Origin of the sequence: Pseudonocardia sp. KRD291 (assembly GCF_019263595.1) — a bacterium.
In the GTDB taxonomy this organism is placed as follows: domain Bacteria; phylum Actinomycetota; class Actinomycetes; order Mycobacteriales; family Pseudonocardiaceae; genus Pseudonocardia.
On the sequence record NZ_JADQDD010000109.1, the window covers coordinates 1 to 18,308 of the forward strand.

The window sequence follows — 18,308 nt, forward strand, 5'->3', positions numbered from 1 at the left end:
TCACTCACACGGGACCGCCCCCGGAGACCGGCGCCCGCGCGTCCGCGGCGGCCGAGGCGCCGACCGGCCTGCTCCCGGCGTCGTCCCCCGACGGGCCGGGCTCCGACCCGGCAAGCCCGACCCGTGTCACCGGCGGGCGACGCCACCGCGCCGACGCCGACGCCGACGGGAAGCTGCAGAAGGTCGTGGCCCTGGTCGGCCCCGGCCTGCAGACCGTACGAACGAAGCTCGGCATCCTCGACGCCGAGGGCAAGGCCGCACTCACCGCCGACGAGCTCAAGGCCCGCCGTCGCAAGCAGGTGAAGTACGGCCTGATCGGCTCGGCCGCGTCGGTGGTCCTGCTGCCGATGCTGCTGTTCGCCTTCGGCTGGCTGTTGTTCTCCGTCCCGACGCCGGACGACGCCGTCAACAACCAGATCGCCACCGTGTCCTACGCCGACGGCGGGCAGCTCGCCCGGCTCGTCCCGGAGCAGGGCAACCGGATCAAGGTGCCGCTGGCCGAGATCCCGGTGTCGGTCCGCGAGGCCGTGCTCGCGGCCGAGGACCGGTCGTTCTACTCCAACCCGGGCTTCGACATCTCCGGCATCGCGCGCGCGGCGTGGAACCAGATCCGCGGCGGCGACGGCGGCGGCTCGACGATCACCCAGCAGTACGTGAAGAACACCCTCGTCGGCAACGAGGCGTCCTACTTCCGCAAGTACAAGGAACTGATCGTCTCGCTGAAGGTCTCGCAGCAGAAGACCAAGGACGAGATCCTCGGTGACTACCTGAACGCGATCTACTTCGGCCGCGGCGCCTACGGCGTGCAGTCTGCGAGCCTGGCCTACTTCGGCAAGCCGGCGAGCCAGCTGCAGCCGAACGAGGGCGCGCTGCTCGCCGGAGTGATCCAGTCCCCGTCGCGGTGGGACCCGGCCAGCGACCCGGAGAAGGCCCGCGAGCGCTGGTCGTTCGTGATGGACGGGATGGCCCAGCAGGGCTGGATCACGCCGGCCTACCGGGCCGGCGCCCAGTTCCCGCCGACGATCGAGCGCGCCAACAGCTCCACCAGCAGCTCGCTGACCGACGACCGCGGGCACATCCTGAACGCCGTCAAGTCCGAGCTGTCCAACCTCGGCATCTCCGACCAGGCGTTCTCCCAGGGTGGGCTGCAGGTCACCACGACCATCGACCCGACCCGGCAGAAGGACCTGGTCACTGCCGTGCAGGGCAGGCTCGACGGGCAGCCCGACGTGCTGCGGGCCGGCTCGGTGGCGATCGACCCGCGGACCGGCGGGATCGTCGGCTACTACGGCGGCGAGGACGGAACCGGCCTGGACTACGCCAAGGTGCTCAAGCAGCCGGGCTCGACGTTCAAGCCGTTCGTCGTGCTCGCCGCCCTGATGCAGGACCCGCCGATCGGGCTGGGACAGAAGTTCGACGGCTCCGAGCGGCCGGGCCTGCGCAACGCCGAGGGCGCGAACTGCCCGCGCTGTGACATCAAGCAGGCGCTGACGATCTCGAACAACGTGGTGTTCACCAAGCTCGCGAGCGAGGTCGGCCCGCAGAAGGTGGCCGACGCCGCACGCCTGGCCGGGATCACCCAGCCGCTGGAGAACCCGGACGCCCGGATCGGGCTCGGCAACAAGGAGACCACCCCGGTCCAGCTCGCCTCGGCCTACGCCACGATCGCGGCCGGCGGCGTCTGGCACCCGCCGCACATGGTGTCCAAGGTCGTCGACTCCGAAGGACGGGTGCTCTACGAGTACCAGCCCGGTGAGGGGGAGCAGCGCTTCCCCGAGCAGGTCGCCCGCAACGTCGTCGAGGCCATGCTCGGCGTGGTCGGCCACGACGACCTGGACCTGCCGGGGGGCCAGGAGGCCGCCGGCAAGACCGGCACCGTGCAGTCCCGCTTCGAGGGCGAGAACAACGACGCGTGGTTCGCCGGCTTCACCCCGGACCTGGTGACCGCGGTGTGGATCGGTACCGACCGCAACGACCCGATCCGCAACGCCGACGGCGAGCCGATCAGCGGCGCGATGCTGCCCGGCAAGGTGTGGCAGACGTTCATGTCCGACGCGGTGCGCGGCAGTGAGCAGACCGAGGAGTTCCCGGCCTACGACCCGATCGGCAAGGCTCCCGCGTCCGACGAGCCGACCGAGGCCGCCACCGCGACCTCGACCGCCCGGTCGACGACCTCCGCGCCGCCGGCGCGCGAGGAGGACGAGGACCCCGCGGAGCCGGCAGGACCTCCGCCGGCGCCCGCCGCGCCGCCGGCGCCCGTGGTCGCGTCGACGACGGCGGAACCCCCGGCGGCGACCGGCACCGTGGCGCCCGACCCGGGCGAGGACGCATCCGACCGGGCCGGCCGCTCCGAGGAGCCCACGGTCGGCTGAGCTCGCCTGCGTACCGGGCGGATCACCGCGTCCGGACCTGACACGGGTGCCCGTCGGCGGGCTACCGTGACCCGGTGACCGGACGCCATCACTTCGAGGTGGTGGCCTGGCGGGCCGACCGTCGGCTCACGCTCTACGTGCCGGGCATCGAGGCCTCGACGACGGTCGACGACCCGCGGGCCGCCGACGACGCCGTGCGCGAGCTGATCGCGGACCTGACCGGGTTCCCCTCCGAGGACATCAGCTGCGACATCCGGCTGGGGCGGCCCTGGCGCAGCGGCGCCTGAGCGGAGCGGCGGTCCCGCTACCCCGGCTGCTGCAGCGCCCCTGCGGCGACCCGCCGTACCGACGCGGTCAGGTCGTCGAGCACCGTGGTCCGCAGCCGCCAGTGCTGCCAGTACAGCGGCACGTCCAGATACCGCTCGCCGCCGAGGAGGACCAGGTGCCCGGCCGCGGTCTCGTCCCGGGCCGGGACGTCGGTGAACATCCCCCAGCCCAGGCCCGCCCGCACGGCCGCGTGGTAGCCGTCCGCGGCGGGGACGCGGTGCACCGCACCGGTGCACGGCCGATGGGTGATCGCCCGGGCGAACCGGGTCTGCAGCCGGTCCTCCGGCCCGAAGTCGACCCGCGGCGCCGCCGGGAACGCCAGCGCCGGGTCGCGGCCGTCGAACCAGCGTGCCGCGACCCCCGGTGTGGCCACCGCGCGGTAGCGCATCGCGCCCAGCGGCTCGGCCGCACAGCCGCGCACCGGTTCGGGTGCGGTGGTCACCGCACCGACCACGGTCCCGTCCCGGAGCAGGTCCGCGGTCCGGGACTCGTCGTCGACGTGCAGGTCGAGGCGGACGTCGTGCTCGGCGACCAGGGGCGCGAGCGCGTCGAGGAACCAGTGCGTCAGCGAGTCGGCGTTGACCGCGATCGGCAGGTGCGCCGGCGTCGTGGGGCCGAACGTCGCGGCGACCTCGCCCTCGAGCACCGCGATCTGGCGGGCGAGGCGCAGCAGCGTCTGCCCGGCGTCGGTCGCGGTGCACGGGCGGGTGCGGCGGACGAGGACCTGGCCCGCCTGCTGCTCGAGCGCCTTGATCCGCTGCGACACCGCGGACGGCGTGACGTGCAGCCGCGCCGCCGCGGGCTCGAAGCCACCCTCCTCCACCACGGCGCTCAGGGTGGCCAGCCGCTCCCGGTCGTACATGAAGCCATACTAATCTTACTGAAGAATCTTGAGCTGGATTGTGCCCTGACGGATCCTTAACGTCGTCCGCGTGACCTCCCCTAGCCTGTTCACCCCGCTGCTCGTGGGGTTCGGCACCGGCATCTCGTTGATCGCGGCGATCGGCGCGCAGAACGCGTTCGTGCTCCGCCAGGGCCTGCGCCGCGAGCACGTGCTGGCGGTGGCGTCGTTCTGCTCGGTGGCCGACCTGGTGCTGGTGACCGCCGCGATCGGGGGCGTCGGGACGGTCGTGGCCCGGGCCCCGGGCCTGCTCACCGCGGCGCGGGTGCTGGGGATCGTCTACCTGCTCTGCTACGGAGCGCTGGCGTTGCGGCGGGCCCGGCGGCCGGACGCGCTCGTCGCCGGGCCGGACCGGCGGGCGTCGACGCCGCTGCGGGTGGTGCTCGGGACGGCCGCGGCGATGACGCTGCTCAACCCGCACCTCTACCTGGACGTGCTGATGCTCGGCTCGATCGCGAACGCCCACCCCGGCGACGGCCGGTGGCTGTTCGGCGCCGGTGTCGTCGCGGCCAGCGTCACCTGGTTCTTCTCGCTGGCCTGCGGCGCGACCCGGCTGGCCGGGGTGTTCGCCCGCCCGGCGGCGTGGCGGGTCCTCGACCTCGGGGTGGCGGTCGTCATGCTCGCGATCGCGTCGACGCTGGCGGCCGGGCTCGCCCTTTCGTGATCACCCGGTCCCGTCGATCACGAGGTCGGCCCGGTCCCGGGTGGCGCGGATGCGGACGGCGTTGGGCTCGTCGACGTCGCGGACCCACCGTGCGGCGTGTTCCGGGGACTTGCCGAACCGCTCGTGCCGGGCCAGCAGCTGTCGTCGGCGCAGGTCGTCGGGTGGGTCGACGAACCACACCCGGTCCAGCTCGGCCGCGACGTCCGGCCACGGGTCGTCGGGCAGGAGCAGGTAGTTGCCCTCGGTCAGCACCAGCCGGGCCGGTGCCGCGACCCCGATCGACCCGGCCAGGGGCTGCTCGAGGTCGCGCTCGAACGCGGGCGCCCAGACCGTCTCGCCGGTGTCGGCGCGCAGCCGCCGCAGCAGCGCGAGGTAGCCGTGGGCGTCGAACGTCTCCGCGGCACCCTTGCGCTCGCGTAGCCCGAGCCGCTCCAGCGCGGCGTCGGCCAGGTGGAACCCGTCCATCGGGACGTGCGCGACCCAGGCGTCCGGTTCGCACCCCGGCGGCGGCGAGGCCCGCAACGCCGTCAGCAACTCGTCCACCAGCGTGGTCTTGCCCGCTCCCGGCGCGCCGGTGACGCCGAGCAGCACCCGCCGGCGGCCGTCGCCCACCAGCTCCCGGAGCGTGTCGGCGAGCACGTCGAGGTCGGTCACCCCGCCATTCTGACCCGTGCGCGGACATCGCTGCCGGAGCGACCATTTCCGCGCACGAGGGTTGCGGTTGACGCAGCGTCAAGCTCTAACGTTCGTCTCGTGACGGAGAGGGAGAGCTGGTCGACCGCCGAGGTGGTGCGGCTGACCGGGGTCACCTCGCGCACGTTGCGCCACTACGACCACATCGGACTGCTCGTCCCGGCCGACGGCACCGGGCGGGGCAGGGACCCGGGCGGGCAGCGTCGCTACGGGCGGGCACAGCTGCGACGGCTGCAGCACGTGCTGCTGCTGCGCGAGCTGGGTCTGGGCCTGGCCGACATCGCGGCGGTGCTCGACGGGCCCGGCGACGAGGTGACCGCACTGCGCCGCCACCACGACCGGCTGGTCGCCGAGGCCGACCGCCTGCTGCGGCTCGCCGACACCGTCGCGAAGTCCATCGAGGAGAGAGAAGGGGGAGACCCGATGAGTGCCGAGGAGATGTTCACCGCGTTCCGCAACGACCCGTACGCGGCCGAGGCGCGCGAGCGTTGGCCCGAGCAGTACGCGCAGTCCCGGGAGAGGACGGCCGGCTGGGGCCCGGAGCAGGTGGCGGCGATGCACGCCGAGAAGGACGCGGTGCACCGGAGGCTGGCCGAGCTGATGGCGGCCGGCGATCCGGTGGACGCCCCGGCCGTGCAGGACGCGGTCGCCGCGCACCACGCGTGGGTCGGTCGGTTCTGGACACCGGGCCGGGCTGCCTACGAAGGGCTGGGACGGATGTACGCCGACGACCCGCGGTTCACCGCGACGGTCGACGGCTACCGCGCGGGCCTGTCGCCGTATCTGCGGGACGCGATCGCCGTCTACGCCGCCGCGCACCTGGAGTAGGCGCCGGCCGCGCACCTGGAGTAAAGCGCAGTTGCGCGCCTGGAGAGGGGCGCGACCGGGCCGAGGACCTTCCCCGCTGCCGGAGGCGCGGGGAGAATCCCGGTCCATGCCGGTGCGGTCGGAGTTCGTCCCGGCGCGGCCCCCGGCCGCGCTGACCGGGCACGTGCGCCGCTATCTCGGCTACCGCGAGTACGGCGAGACGCCGGTGCGGCGCCGGCAGGCTCCGGTCGGCAGCTGCGCGCTGATCATCGGGTTCGGTCACCGGATCCGGCTCGGGGGCGGCTTCGGCACCGTCGACGCCGAGTCGTTCGTGGCCGGGATATCCGACGCCCACGTCCTCACCGAGTTCCGCGGGGAGCAGCACGGGATGCAGGTCGACCTCACCCCGCTCGGGCTCTACACGCTGCTCGGGCACCCGATGAGCGCGCTGACCAACCTGGTCCCGACGCTCGACGAGCTCGGCGACCCCGGGCTGGCCGCGCTACCGGCCCGGCTCGCCGGGCTGCCGGGGTGGCCTGCGCGGTTCGCCCACGTCAGCGACGTGCTGGCCCGGCGGCTGCTGGACGAGCGGGCACGCGTTCCGGACCCGGAGGTCCGGCACGCGTGGAACCGGCTGCGCGGAACCGGCGGGACGGCGGGCGTCGCGCAGCTGGCCACCGAGACCGGGTGGAGCAGGCGGCACCTGCTGACCCGCTTCCGCGACCAGGTCGGGCTGGCGCCCAAGGCCACCGGTCGGGTGCTGCGCTTCGAGCGCGCGTGCGGGCTGGTGACGGCCGGGTCCGGGTCGCTCGCCGACGTCGCCGCGCTCTGCGGCTACTCCGATCAGCCGCACCTGGTGCGCGAGTTCCGGGCGCTGGCCGGGGTCACCCCGACCGGGTACCGCACCGAGTGGAGCGTCACCGCCACACCGCCGGAGGCCGGGCCGGGCTGAGTTCCCAAACGTCCAATCACCGGGCTTCCCCGCGGTCCTACCCTTCCCCGCATGAGCATCCACCCGACACTGCGCTACACCGACCCGCGCGCCGCGATCACGTTCCTCACCGACGCGCTCGGCTTCCGCGAGCTGCACGTCTACACCGACGACGACGGCGCCGTCGCCCACGCCGAGCTGGCCTGGGACGACGGCCCCGACACCGGCGTCGTGATGCTGGGCGGGCGCTCCGACCCGCCCGGCCCGTTCGACACCGGAAAGGCCGTGCTCTACCTGACGGTCGAGGACCCGGACGCGCTGCACGACAAGGCCGTCGCGGCCGGGGCGAACGTGGTCATGGCGCTGACCGAGCAGGACTACGGGTCACGCGAGTTCGCCGTCGCCGACCCGGAGGACAACCGGTGGTGCTTCGGCACCTACCGCCCGGCACCGTGACGGCCACCCCCGACGCCGAGGACCCGCTCCCGCGCCTGCGCGAGATCTGCCTGTCGCTGCCCGAGGCCGCCGAGCGGGTCAGCCACGGCACACCGACGTGGTTCGCCCGACGGACGTTCGTGATGTTCGCCGAGCACCACCACGGACACCCACACGTCGCGTTCTGGTGCGCGGCACCGCCCGGCGTGGCACAGGAGATGATCGCGGCCGAGCCGGCGCGGTTCTTCCGGCCGGCCTACGTCGGGCACCGCGGCTGGCTGGGCGTCGTCCTCGACGGCGAGGGCACCGGGCCCGACGGGGCCGCCGTCGACTGGGACGAGATCACCGGGATCGTCACCGAGGCCTACCGCACGGTCGCGCCGAAGAAGCTTCTCGCGCGCCTCGACGACCCGGCTCGCTGATCATCCACGACCGGGCGCGGCCTACGATCACGGCCGTGCCATCCCTGCCCTCCCCGCTGCCGCTGCTCGAGCTCGGCGGCCACCGCGTGGAGTACGACGACGTGCCCGGCGACCCCGGCCGGGCCGCGCTGCTGTTCCTGCACGAGGGGCTCGGCTCGGTCGGGCTCTGGCGGGGCTTTCACCGGCGCATCGCCGAGGCGAGCGGTCGCCGCGCGGTGGCCTACTCGCGCGTCGGGCACGGCTTCTCCGACCTCCCGACCGCGCGGCGCGGGCCGTCGTTCATGTCCGACGAGGCGTCCGGCCCGGTCCCGGCGCTCTGCTCGGCGCTGCGGATGCCGCGTCCGGTGATCGTCGGGCACAGCGACGGCGCCACGATCGCGCTGCTCGCCGCCGCCCGTCACGACGTCACCGGGGTGGCCGTGATGGCGCCGCACGTGTTCACCGAACCGGTCGGGCTCGACGGCATCGCGGCCGCCCGCGACGCCTTCACCGACGGGACGCTGCGCGCGCGGATGGCGCGGCACCACCGGGACCCGGACGTGACGTTCCGGAGCTGGAACGACGTGTGGCTCTCTCCGGAGTTCCGCGACTGGGACATCCGCCCCGAGCTGGCCGCGATCACCGCACCGGTCCTGGGGATCCAGGGCGACGACGACCCGTACGGCACCGCCGCCCACGTCGAGGCCGTCCGCGACCGCGCGTGCGGCCCGGTGCGGCTCGTCGAGCTCTCCTGCGGGCACTCCCCGCACCTGGAGCGCCCCGACCAGACCGCCGGGGCGCTCCTGGACTTCCTGTCCGGCCTGCCGTGAGGCTCAGGTCGCGGTCCACCCCGTCCAGCGGGTCGGGGTCAGCACCGTGACCGGCCCGTCCGGGCGCTCGCGCCGGTAGGGCTCGTACTTCTCGACGAGCGCGTCCAGGGCCCGTTCCCGCAGCTCACCGGACGAGTGTTCGGTGATGGTGCCGTCCACGCGCACCCACCACAGCTGCGACCAGTCGTCGTCGTAGCGGTCGAACAGCAGCCCGGCACGCGGGTCGGCGTCGACGTCGCGCAGCCGCGCCAGCCGCCTGCCGCTCTTGGGCTTGGTCTTGTCCACCGCCGAGCAGAGGAGCCCGTCGACCACCGCGAAGGTGCAGGGCACCAGCCGGGGCGTGCCGTCGGTGTTGCGGATCGTGCCCAGCCGGGCGACCCGTTCGCCGGCCACCCGCCGCCGGCATTCGTCCTCGTCGAGAGTCGGCATCCGGGGTCTAGCCCGCCGCCGCCACGTCCACCCGGACGCCGAGGAGCTTCGCGTCCCGGGTCTCGCGGCGCTCGTGCTCCAGGAAGCTCGGCGCCGTGCACAGGAACAGCGTGCGGCCGTCGGCACCGCCGAGCGCGCAGGCGTAGCAGCCGTTCTCCCCGGTGGAGACGGAGTCCACGATCTCCCCGCCCGGGCGGACCCGCACCGCCCGGTTGCCGCGCGCGTCGGCCACCCAGATCGCGCCCTCGGCGTCGACCGCCGAGATGCCGTCCGGTGCCACCGAGAGCTCGCCGATCGCCTCCATGGTGTCGGTCGCCGTCGGGACCGCGCCGAAACGCGCCCAGTCGCGGCGGTCGGACAGCGCACCGTCGGCCGCGATGTCGAACGCGGACAACCGGTTGCCGAACGTCTCCGCGACCACCAGCGTCGAGCCGTCGACGATCGCGGGACCGTTCGGGAAGTGCAGCGGCTCGGAGACCTCGGTGACGCTGCCGTCGGTGTCCACCCGCAGCAGCGGCGCCGGGCTGCGCGGGTCGCCGGCCATCAGGTCGAACCCGAAGCTGCCCACGAAGGCCCGGCCGTGCCCGTCGACGACCATGTCGTTGAGCACCGACGGCGCGTGCCCGGACAGGTCGGCGTGCCGGGTCAGGGAGCCGTCGGTCTCACGGCGCAGGATCGACCGGTCGCGCATCGAGACGATCAGCAGCCGCCCGTCCGGCAGCCATCCCAGCCCGGACGGCTGCCCGGGCACCTCGGCCTCCACGCGCAGGTCCGAGCCGTCCTCGGCCGCGGAGAGGACCTGGTTGGTGTAGAAGTCGCTCACCCAGATCCGGCCCGCATGCCAGCGCGGTCCCTCCAGGAAGGACAGGTTCTCCAGGACCACCGTGCTCATGCTCAACTCCCGTGTCGACGACGTCGTCGCGGCCGAGTCTGGCCCGGACCGTCGCCCACCGCACGTCGCCGCGGAATGTTCCGGCAACGATGGTCGTTGAGCGTGCAACCACTTGCGCACAACCGGAGGTCCCCATGCCCGCCGTCACCGTCTCCGACGTCACGGTCCTGCCGCGCGTCCCCGAACCCGGCCCGACCGACCTCGACCGCGGCGTCCGCCGGGTCACGACCGCCCCGTCCGGCCACGAGGGCGAGGGGTTCCCGGTCCGCCGGGCGTTCGCCGGGGTGGACCTGCGCGACCTCGACCCGTTCCTGCACATGGACCAGATGGGCGAGGTCGAGTACGCGCCCGGGGAACCCAAGGGCACCGACTGGCACCCGCACCGCGGATTCGAGACCGTCACCTACATCATCGACGGCGAGTTCGAGCACTCCGACTCGCACGGCGGCGGCGGGTCGATCACCAACGGCGACACCCAGTGGATGACGGCCGGGTCGGGCCTGCTGCACATCGAGCGTCCGCCGGAGGCGCTGGTCGCCAGCGGAGGGCTGTTCCACGGCCTGCAGCTGTGGGTGAACCTGCCCCGGGCCGACAAGTGGCTCGAGCCGAAGTACCAGGACCTGCGCGCGGACGGGTCCGCGCTGCTCACCACCCCCGACGGCGGCGCGCTGGTCCGGGTGATCGCCGGCTCGGTCGGTGGCCACGAGGGGCCGGGCTCGACCTACACCCCGATGGCGATGATGCACGCGACCCTGTCCCCCGGCGCCCGGCTGCGGATGCCGTGGCCGCGGGAGTTCAACGCGCTGGTCTACGTCCTGTCCGGCGCCGGGACCGTCGGCGCGGACAAGCGCCCGGTCCGGACCGGCCAGCTCGCCGTGTTCGGGCCCGGTGACGTGATCACCGTCGACGGGAACGCGTCGCAGGAGTCGCGCCTGCCCGGGCTCGACGTCGTCCTGCTCGGCGGGCTCCCGATCCGGGAGCCGGTCGCCTGGGGCGGACCGTTCGTGATGAACACCGAGGCCGAGGTGAGGACCGCGTTCGAGGACTACCAGAAGGGCCGGTTGGGCGTGATCCCCGCGAGCTACGTCCCGCACGGGCACCTGGGCGGCACCACCTCCGCCTGAGAGACCGGTGCCGAGCGACGCACCATCGCCCTTCGACGGGCCGAAGCCCACGATGGTGCGTCGTTCGCCGCCGGGTTGTTCGGAGCGTGTCGGGTGAACGGCTTGAACCCCGGTGCCGAGACCCGGGCCAGTGACGCACTGTTGCACCGTCGTGCGCGACGCGCAGCCGTGGCGCGTCACTCGCGCCCACACGTCCCGGCCAGAGGACCCGAGCGGCGTTGCTCGATCCCTCTGCGGATCATCGCGACCGTCCGGTCGGGGGTGCGGAGCACGTCGTGGCCGACGAACCGGTAGATCCGCCAGTCGCGGTCGACCAGGTCGGTGCCGCGGCGGATGTCGCGGCGCACCCGTTCCGGACGCAGGTGGTCCGGGCCCTCGTACTCGATCCCGATCCGCAGGTCCGGGTAGGCGAGGTCGAGCCAGACGACCGTGCCGGCGACCGGGTCCTGGACCGGGAACTGCAGCTCGGGAGCCGGCAGACCGGCTCCGATCAGCAACAGCCGCATCCGGGTCTCCATCGGCGACCCGGATCGGGCGTCGGCCCGGCGGACCGCGTCGGCGAGTGCCGACGTTCCGCGGGCGCCGGGATGTCGGTCCGCCACGTCGAACACCCGCTCGGGCGCGAACGTCCCCACGTTCGCCAGTGCGTCGAGCGCGACCACCGCCTCGACCGGATCCGGTGCCCGCCGGACCAGGTCGTAGCCGGTGCGCACCGCCGTGGTCACCCGCATTCCCCGGGCGAGCGTGATCTCCTCCGGGAGGAGCGCCTCGCGCCGGACCACCAGCCCGGGCCGGGACCGGATCCGCGCCCCGCACGCCGACACCTCCTGCGGCGCGCCCCGTGGGGCACAGTCCGCGCCCTGGACGTTCGCCGCCGAGAAGCCGCACAGCACCCCCTGCTCCCCCACCAGCGCCGACGCGGCACGTTCGCGGAGTAGCTCGTCCGGCTCGTCACACACGAGCGCGTAGACGTCCGGGTGCAACCGCCGGAACCGTGGCCCACGCAACGTGGACCACCGGACCAGTCCGGCCGCGACCGCCTCGGAGCCGCGGAACGCCACCGGCCAGCCACGAACGCGCCCACGTTCCTGCTCGACCCTCGCCATGGGGACAACGGTCGCCGGAGCCCGGCACCTGCGGCGAGGGTTCGGCCCGGTCCGGAACGCCACGCCGCGAACGGGCGGCGCAATCGCGAAGGGGCGCCCGCCGCGCCGAGACACCGATTACGCCCCGGGGTGCTCGATCCGGGTTGCATGACGCGTCGTTCGCGCGCACGGACCCCTGCTCAGGTCGCTTGCGTACCGAGTGACGCGCTACGGCGGTTCGACCGTCCACTCGCGACCACCATGCGTCACTCGCCGGCCGCGGCCGGTACGCCGCACCTTTACTCAACCTATGGGTTGAGTACGCCGGAGATCCGCGCTATGGTTCTAGTCAACCGCAAGGTTGAGCAAGGAGGAGAGCGATGGAGGACCGGCTGAACCGGGTGTTCTCGGCACTGGCCGATCCGATCCGGCGCGACATGGTGGCCCGCCTGGCCGCCGACGACGCGACGGTGAACGAGCTCGCCGAGCCCTACGACGTGTCCCTGCAAGCGGTCTCCAAGCACCTCAAGGTGCTCGAGGAGGCGGGGCTCGTCAGCCGTTCCCGGCAGGCGCAGCGCCGGCCGGTGCACCTCGAGGCGGAGGTGTTCGACCTGATGACGGCATGGATCGAGCGGTACCGGCGGCAGGCCGAGGAGCGTTACCGGCGCCTCGACGCCCTGCTCGCCGCGATGGACGAGAGCAGCAACAGCAGATCGGCAACCGACCAGGAACGGGGAGCATCATGAGCACCACGACCCACGAGACCACCATCGAGGCCGTCACCGACGCGCCGGCCGTCCGGATCGTCCGCGAGTTCGACGCCCCGCCGGAGGCGGTGTTCCGGGCCCACACCGACGCCGCACTGGTGAAGCAGTGGCTCGGCCCGCGCAACCTGCGGATGACGATCGACCACTGGGACGCCGAGACCGGCGGCGGCTACCGCTACACCCACCGCGACGACGACGGCGAGTACACCTTCTACGGCTCGTTCCACGAGGTCCGCCCGGCCGAGCGGATCGTGCAGACGTTCTGCTACACCGGCTTCCCGGACTCGGTCTGCCTGGAGACGATGACGTTCACCGATCTCGGCGGGCGCACCCGGCTCGTCGGCACCTCGACGTTCGAGTCCACCGAGGCGCGCGACATGATGCTGGCCAGCGGGATGGAGGTCGGCGTGAACGAGGGCTTCGCGCAGCTCGACGAGCTGCTGGCCCGCTCCTGACCGCCTCCGGCCCACCCACCGGATCGGCCCGGGCGGCACCGCGCGAGCGGACCGCCCGGGCCGCTCCGGTGGGTGGGGCAACCTGCGGGGCCGCCGCTACCGGGCGCAGGAACTGTCGGTGGCCCCGCCTAACCTGGGCCCGTGCTCGTCGTTCACGCCCTGTGGTCCCCCGGTCGGGGCGTACTGCTGTGGGCCGAGGACGGCGAACGACCGGCGCGGACGTCGCGGCGCTCGTTGCGCAGCGCACGGCCGCACCCGTTCGCGGTGCCGTCCTCGGAGCTGGCCGGGATCCATCCCGGCCGTCCCGTGAGCACCACCCTGCTGCTGCCCTCGCGGGCCAACGGTCCGCTGGACTCCCCCGCCCTGGTGCGCGCGGGCGGCCCGGCCCGGGGCCGCGCGTCCCTGTCGCTGGCGCCGTGGAGCGTCCCGGGGGTGCTGGTCGACGTGACCGAGCTGGACGACCCCGCACCGGACGTGCGCTACGGCGACTCGGTCGGGCACATCGTCTCGGTCGCCCGCTTCGCCGCGGAGCTGGCCGGGCGGGGCCGGGTGCTCCCGACGCTCGACGACGACGGCGCCGGCAACGGCGGCGGGCCCGCCCCGCGGGCGCGCTGGCGCCCGGTCGTGCAGGGACTCGACGCGGTGTCGCGCAGGGCCCTGGTCGACGCGACGCCGCCGGCGGGACGGGCCGAGCAGCGCCGCGCGGGCGACGTCGCCGGCCGCGATCCCAGCGAGCTCGTGGACGACGCGCTGGCCGTGCTCACCGACGCCGCGGTGCGGGAGCGGCTGGGCCGCTCCGCCGAGCCCCTGCGCCTGGTCCCGGCACGTCGCGGGCGCTCACGGACGACGGCCGTGGCCACCGAGGCGTGGCTGGACGCGCTCACCGGTGAGGACCCGTCGGTGGCCGCACCGGAGCACGAGGTGGCCGAGCTCGCGCGCTCGCTGCAGAAATGGGACGACGTCGGCAGCGAACCGGCCGGCCCCGGCCGGGCCGTGTTCCGCCTCGCCGAGGTGCGGACCCTGCACGACCCGGCCGACCCCGGCGAGGACCCGGACGACCAGACCGGCGACGGCACCCGCTGGGAGCTGCAGTTCGCGCTGCAGTCCACCGACGACCCCAGCCTGCAGCTCGACGCCGACGACGTGTGGGCCGGGGACGCCGACACGCTGATCGCCGGCGCGCAGGACCTGTTGCTCGCCGAGCTCGGCCGGGCCGCCCAGGTGCTCCCGGACCTGGTCCCGGCTCTGCGCCGGGCCCGGCCGGCGACGCTGGACCTCGACGTCGAGGGGGCGCACGGCTTCCTGACCCGGGACGCCTCGACGCTGGTCACCGCCGGGTTCGGGGTGCAGCTGCCGGCCGGCTGGAACGGGGCGCGCCCGCTCGGGCTGCGGCTGTCCGCGGCGTCCGCCCCGGCGCCCGGGGTGATCGTCCGCGGCGGGCTGGGCCGGGAGGAGCTCTCCGGTTTCCGCTGGTCGATCGCGGTCGGCGACGAGGAGCTGGGCGAGGAGGAGATCGCCGCCCTGGTCGCGGCGAAGGCCCCGCTGGTGCGGGTGCGCGGGCAGTGGGTCAGCGTGGACGCGACCGCACTGGCCCGGGGGCTGGACTTCCTGCGCCGTCGCCGCAGGCACGCGCCCACCGCCGCCGACGTCCTGGCCGTGAGCCGCGGCGACGTCGACACCCCGCTGCCGGTCACCGGCGTCCGGGCCGACGGGTGGCTCGCCGACCTGCTCGAGGGCACCGCGGACCGGGCGCTCGACCCGACCCCGGCCCCGCCCGGGTTCCTGGCCACCCTGCGGCCCTACCAGGAGCGCGGGCTGTCCTGGCTGGCGTTCCTGTCCTCGCTCGGGCTCGGCGCGTGCCTGGCCGACGACATGGGCCTGGGCAAGACCGTGCAGCTGCTGGCCCTGGAGATGCACGACCGGCACGGCGCGGGGACGGGCAAGGACATCGGACCGGGCGCACCGACGCTGGTCCTGTGCCCGATGTCGCTGGTCGGGACATGGCAGCGGGAGGCCGCCCGGTTCGCCCCGGGCCTGCGGGTGCACGCCCACCACGGCGCCGCGCGTCCGCACGGCGACGAGCTGGACGCCCTGCTGGGCGGCGTCGACGTCGTCGTCACCACCTACGGCACCGCCACCCGCGACGCCGAGGAGCTTCAGCGGTGGCGCTGGCACCGGCTCGTCCTCGACGAGGCGCAGGCGATCAAGAACGCGAACGCGACGGCGTCGCGGGTCGTCCGCGGGTTCGACGCGGCGCACCGGATCGCGCTGACCGGCACCCCGATGGAGAACCGGCTGGCCGAGCTGTGGTCGGTGCTGGACTTCCTCAACCCCGGGCTCCTCGGTGCCCCGGAACGGTTCAAACAGCGCTTCGCGATCCCGATCGAGCGCCACGCCGACCCGGACGCGGCCAGGAAGCTGCGCCGGATCACCCGCCCCTACCTGCTGCGCCGGGTCAAGACCGACCCGGAGGTGATCGACGACCTCCCGGAGAAGATCGAGATCATCCAGGACTACCGGCTCACCCGGGAGCAGGCCTCGCTCTACCGCACCGTCGTCGACGACATGATGGAGAAGATCGAGGACTCGCAGGGCATCGAGCGTCGCGGCAACGTGCTCTCGGCGATGGCCAAGCTCAAACAGGTCTGCAACCACCCGGCGCAGCTGCTGCACGACGACTCACCGATGAGCCACAGAGACGGACACAGCCGGTCGGGGAAGGTGGCGCGGCTCGAGGAGATCCTGGGCGAGATCCTGGCCGAGGGCGACAAGGTGCTGTTGTTCACCCAGTTCACCGAGTTCGCCGCGATGCTGCGCCCGCACCTGTCCGCCCGGTTCGACACCGAGGTGGCCTACCTGCACGGCGGGACGTCGAAGTCCCGTCGTGACGAGATGGTGACCCGGTTCCAGGCCCCCGGCGGGCCGTCGATCTTCCTGCTCTCGCTCAAGGCGGGCGGCACCGGCCTGACGCTGACCGCGGCCAACCACGTGGTGCACCTGGACCGCTGGTGGAACCCCGCGGTGGAGAACCAGGCGACCGACCGCGCGTTCCGGATCGGGCAGAAGCGCACCGTGCAGGTCCGCAAGTTCTGCTGCCCCGGCACCGTCGAGGAACGGATCGACGCGCTGATCGAGTCGAAGAAGTCGCTCTCGGAGATGGTCGTCTCGGACGGCGAGGACTGGCTGACCGGCCTGTCCACCGGCGAGCTCCGGGAGGTGTTCGCGCTGGGCAGCGAGGCCGTCGGCGACGACCCCGCCGGGGACGACTTCTCCGGGGAGCACACAGGGGCCGGCCGATGAGCGACCGCCCGTTCTGGGCCGACGAGGACTACGCCGCCCGCAAGCCGCTGCGCGTGCACGGCGGCGTCCAGATCCACTCGACCCGCGGCACGATCGCGCGGACGTGGTGGTCGGCGCGGTTCATCGGTGTGCTGGAGGAGCTCGGGGTCGGCGGGCGGCTCTCCCGCGGGCGCACCTACGCCCGGTCCGGGCAGATCGTCTCGCTCGACGTGGACGCCGGCGCCGCCGTCGCGCTCGTGCAGGGCACCCGGCCGGCTCCGTACAGGGTCCGGATCGGGTTGCGGGTCTGGGACAAGGAGCAGTGGGCGCGGGCCGAGCAGGCGCTGGCCGACGACGCGTTCTACGCGGCGACCCTGCTGGCCGGCGGGATGCCGACCGAGATCGTCGAGCTGCTCGACGGGCTGGGGCTCTCGCTGTTCCCGGACGCCTCGGGCGAGCTGTCGATGGACTGCTCCTGCCCGGACGTGACGGTGCCGTGCAAGCACCTGGCCGCGGTGTTCTACCTACTCGCCGAGCGCTTCGACGCGGACCCGTTCGAGCTGCTGGCGCTGCGCGGTCGGGACCGCGAGACGTTGCTGGCGAACCTGCGCGAACGCCGCGGGACCGCGGCCACCGAGCGGGAGCCGTCCGCGCCACCGGCGTCGGTGCCCCCGCTGTCGGAGGTGCTGGACCGCTTCTACGACGCCGCACCGGCCGGCGTCACCCCGCCGCGCCCGCCGGTGACCTCACCGGACGCGGTGCTCGACCAGGTCCCCGAGCTCCCGGCCCGGGTGCGCGGCTCGAGCGTCACCGACCTGCTCCGTCCCGCCTACCGCGAGCTCGCCGCCGACGACTGACGGCGCACCCCGGACGACGCTGTCAGACGGCGGCGACCGGCTCCAGCCGCCCGCGGCGCGCGACCCGGCGCCCGAACCAGATGGTGGTCAGCGGCGGGATGCTCGCCAGCAGCCCGACCACCGTCGTGCGCAGGTCCCACCGGAACGTGCGCGCGGTGAGCAGCGTGACGAGGACGTAGGCCACGAACAGTGCCCCGTGGACCGGCCCGAAGATCGTCACGCCGATGTCGTCGAACACGACCAGGTACTTGAACACCATGCCGATCAGCAGGCCGGTCCAGGAGCAGGCCTCGGCGATCGCGACGCCGCGGAAGATCCGGGCCAGGACGGTGGGGTCGATCATCGGTGCCGCTCCTCGTACGGGTCGGGCGCTACTGCCGTCCACTGTGCCGCACTCCCCGACCCGAACTTCTACCGGGTGTCGAATCCCACCCTCGCCGATGAGATCGGGCGGCCGGGCCGGTCGTCACCGGCAGACCCGCATCGAACCGAGGAGCCAGCCGTGCCCGAGACCACCACGCCCGCGATCGACCTCACCCCGACCGCGCGCGCCGTCGCCGCGCTGGTCCGGGCGGTGCGCGACGACCAGCTCGACGCGCCCACCCCGTGCCTCGACATGACCGTCGCGACGCTGCTGGACCACCTGCACGGTCTGGCCGGGGCGTTCCGCGACGCGGCCGCGAAGTCCGTGCCGCCCGGCGGGTCACAGGCCCCGCGCCCGTCCGCGGAGGACCTGGTCGCGGACTGGCGCGAGTCCGTGCCTGCCGTGCTCGACGAGCTCGCCGCCGCCTGGACCGACCCGGGCGCGTGGGAGGGCATGACCGAGGCCGGCGGTCTCGAGCTGCCCGGCGGGATCGCCGGGGTCGTCGCGCTGGACGAGATCGTGCTGCACGGCTGGGACCTGGCCGCCGCGACCGGGCAGGACTTCCGCCCCGACGACGCCGCGGTGGCGGTGTGCCTGGAGTTCACCGGGTCGATGTCGGGTCCCGGCCAGGAGGAGAGCCGCCAGGGCCTGTTCGGCCCGGTCGTCCCGGTCCCCGACGACTCCCCCACCCTGGA

The 18,308-nt window shown here is 73.9% G+C and carries 20 protein-coding genes; 14 read left to right on the plus strand and 6 right to left on the minus strand.

What is annotated here, in order from left to right; genetic code table 11:
• Together I4I78_RS16545 and I4I78_RS16550 are read left to right on the plus strand one after the other, a co-directional pair.
• Window positions 1-2,372: transglycosylase domain-containing protein (locus I4I78_RS16545; RefSeq protein ID WP_308252162.1), on the plus strand; the 2,372-nt coding region annotated here is incomplete at its 5' end.
• A 74-nt stretch (window positions 2,373-2,446) separates the two neighbouring features.
• Window positions 2,447-2,659 (plus strand): hypothetical protein, encoded by a 213-nt coding sequence (locus tag I4I78_RS16550; protein ID WP_218612229.1) that lies wholly within the window; start codon window positions 2,447-2,449, stop codon window positions 2,657-2,659.
• 17 nt (window positions 2,660-2,676) lie between these two features.
• On the opposite strand, the gene I4I78_RS16555 is transcribed toward I4I78_RS16550, so the two are convergent.
• Window positions 2,677-3,561, minus strand: coding sequence for a LysR family transcriptional regulator ArgP (locus I4I78_RS16555; protein ID WP_218612230.1), 885 nt, complete (start codon window positions 3,559-3,561; stop codon window positions 2,677-2,679).
• Window positions 3,562-3,631: 70 nt separating this feature from the next.
• Between I4I78_RS16555 and I4I78_RS16560 the strand changes: the two genes are divergently transcribed.
• Window positions 3,632-4,264 carry a LysE/ArgO family amino acid transporter gene (locus I4I78_RS16560; RefSeq protein WP_308252163.1) on the plus strand — a complete coding sequence of 211 codons (633 nt, stop codon included), beginning with the start codon at window positions 3,632-3,634 and terminating at the stop codon, window positions 4,262-4,264.
• Here the strand turns inward: I4I78_RS16560 and I4I78_RS16565 are convergent, their stop codons facing one another.
• Window positions 4,265-4,918 carry a nucleoside/nucleotide kinase family protein gene (locus I4I78_RS16565; RefSeq protein WP_308252164.1) on the minus strand — a complete coding sequence of 218 codons (654 nt, stop codon included), beginning with the start codon at window positions 4,916-4,918 and terminating at the stop codon, window positions 4,265-4,267.
• Window positions 4,919-5,017: 99 nt separating this feature from the next.
• On the opposite strand from I4I78_RS16565, the gene I4I78_RS16570 reads away from it, so the two are divergent.
• The 5 genes from I4I78_RS16570 to I4I78_RS16590 all read left to right on the plus strand — a co-directional run bounded on the left by I4I78_RS16570 (window position 5,018) and on the right by I4I78_RS16590 (window position 8,361).
• On the plus strand, window positions 5,018-5,785 hold the full coding sequence (locus tag I4I78_RS16570) for a MerR family transcriptional regulator (protein WP_218612231.1): 768 nt from the start codon (window positions 5,018-5,020) through the stop codon (window positions 5,783-5,785).
• 106 nt (window positions 5,786-5,891) lie between these two features.
• The gene (locus I4I78_RS16575; RefSeq protein ID WP_218612232.1) at window positions 5,892-6,716 is read left to right on the plus strand and encodes an AraC family transcriptional regulator; all 825 of its coding nucleotides are present in this window, start codon (window positions 5,892-5,894) and stop codon (window positions 6,714-6,716) included.
• A 51-nt stretch (window positions 6,717-6,767) separates the two neighbouring features.
• A complete protein-coding gene (locus I4I78_RS16580; protein WP_218612233.1) occupies window positions 6,768-7,151 on the plus strand; it encodes a VOC family protein in 384 nt (127 codons plus the stop codon).
• Window positions 7,148-7,552: an MmcQ/YjbR family DNA-binding protein gene (locus I4I78_RS16585; protein ID WP_218612234.1), complete on the plus strand. Its 405-nt coding sequence runs from the start codon at window positions 7,148-7,150 to the stop codon at window positions 7,550-7,552. The genes I4I78_RS16580 and I4I78_RS16585 overlap by 4 nt, the downstream gene beginning before the upstream one ends.
• 35 nt (window positions 7,553-7,587) lie before the next feature.
• On the plus strand, window positions 7,588-8,361 hold the full coding sequence (locus tag I4I78_RS16590) for an alpha/beta hydrolase (protein ID WP_308252165.1): 774 nt from the start codon (window positions 7,588-7,590) through the stop codon (window positions 8,359-8,361).
• 3 nt (window positions 8,362-8,364) lie between these two features.
• On the opposite strand, the gene I4I78_RS16595 is transcribed toward I4I78_RS16590, so the two are convergent.
• Window positions 8,365-8,790, minus strand: a complete 426-nt coding sequence (locus tag I4I78_RS16595) for a TIGR03668 family PPOX class F420-dependent oxidoreductase (protein ID WP_218612235.1) — start codon at window positions 8,788-8,790, stop codon at window positions 8,365-8,367.
• Window positions 8,791-8,797: 7 nt separating this feature from the next.
• Window positions 8,798-9,682, minus strand: coding sequence for an SMP-30/gluconolactonase/LRE family protein (locus I4I78_RS16600; RefSeq protein ID WP_218612236.1), 885 nt, complete (start codon window positions 9,680-9,682; stop codon window positions 8,798-8,800).
• Window positions 9,683-9,816: 134 nt separating this feature from the next.
• Here I4I78_RS16600 and I4I78_RS16605 point away from each other — a divergent pair, with 134 nt between their 5' ends.
• A complete protein-coding gene (locus I4I78_RS16605; protein WP_218612237.1) occupies window positions 9,817-10,806 on the plus strand; it encodes a pirin family protein in 990 nt (329 codons plus the stop codon).
• A 176-nt stretch (window positions 10,807-10,982) separates the two neighbouring features.
• Here I4I78_RS16605 and I4I78_RS16610 read toward each other — a convergent pair whose 3' ends face one another.
• A complete protein-coding gene (locus I4I78_RS16610; protein WP_218612238.1) occupies window positions 10,983-11,912 on the minus strand; it encodes an endonuclease domain-containing protein in 930 nt (309 codons plus the stop codon).
• Window positions 11,913-12,271: 359 nt separating this feature from the next.
• On the opposite strand from I4I78_RS16610, the gene I4I78_RS16615 reads away from it, so the two are divergent.
• From I4I78_RS16615 to I4I78_RS16630, 4 genes are all read left to right on the plus strand, one after another.
• Window positions 12,272-12,637: a helix-turn-helix transcriptional regulator gene (locus I4I78_RS16615; protein ID WP_218612239.1), complete on the plus strand. Its 366-nt coding sequence runs from the start codon at window positions 12,272-12,274 to the stop codon at window positions 12,635-12,637.
• Window positions 12,634-13,113: an SRPBCC family protein gene (locus tag I4I78_RS16620; RefSeq protein ID WP_218612240.1), complete on the plus strand. Its 480-nt coding sequence runs from the start codon at window positions 12,634-12,636 to the stop codon at window positions 13,111-13,113. The genes I4I78_RS16615 and I4I78_RS16620 overlap by 4 nt, the downstream gene beginning before the upstream one ends.
• Before the next feature lie 141 nt (window positions 13,114-13,254).
• Window positions 13,255-16,413, plus strand: coding sequence for a DEAD/DEAH box helicase (locus tag I4I78_RS16625; RefSeq protein WP_218612241.1), 3,159 nt, complete (start codon window positions 13,255-13,257; stop codon window positions 16,411-16,413).
• Window positions 16,410-17,249 (plus strand): SWIM zinc finger family protein, encoded by an 840-nt coding sequence (locus tag I4I78_RS16630; protein WP_218612242.1) that lies wholly within the window; start codon window positions 16,410-16,412, stop codon window positions 17,247-17,249. Before I4I78_RS16625 ends, I4I78_RS16630 begins: the two co-directional genes overlap by 4 nt.
• Window positions 17,250-17,271: 22 nt before the next feature.
• On the opposite strand, the gene I4I78_RS16635 is transcribed toward I4I78_RS16630, so the two are convergent.
• Complete coding sequence (locus tag I4I78_RS16635) at window positions 17,272-17,592, minus strand: DUF3817 domain-containing protein (RefSeq protein WP_218612243.1); 321 nt, start codon at window positions 17,590-17,592, stop codon at window positions 17,272-17,274.
• Window positions 17,593-17,751: 159 nt separating this feature from the next.
• Between I4I78_RS16635 and I4I78_RS16640 the strand changes: the two genes are divergently transcribed.
• Window positions 17,752-18,308 (plus strand): TIGR03086 family metal-binding protein (locus I4I78_RS16640; protein WP_308252166.1); only part of this gene is annotated, 557 nt, incomplete at its 3' end.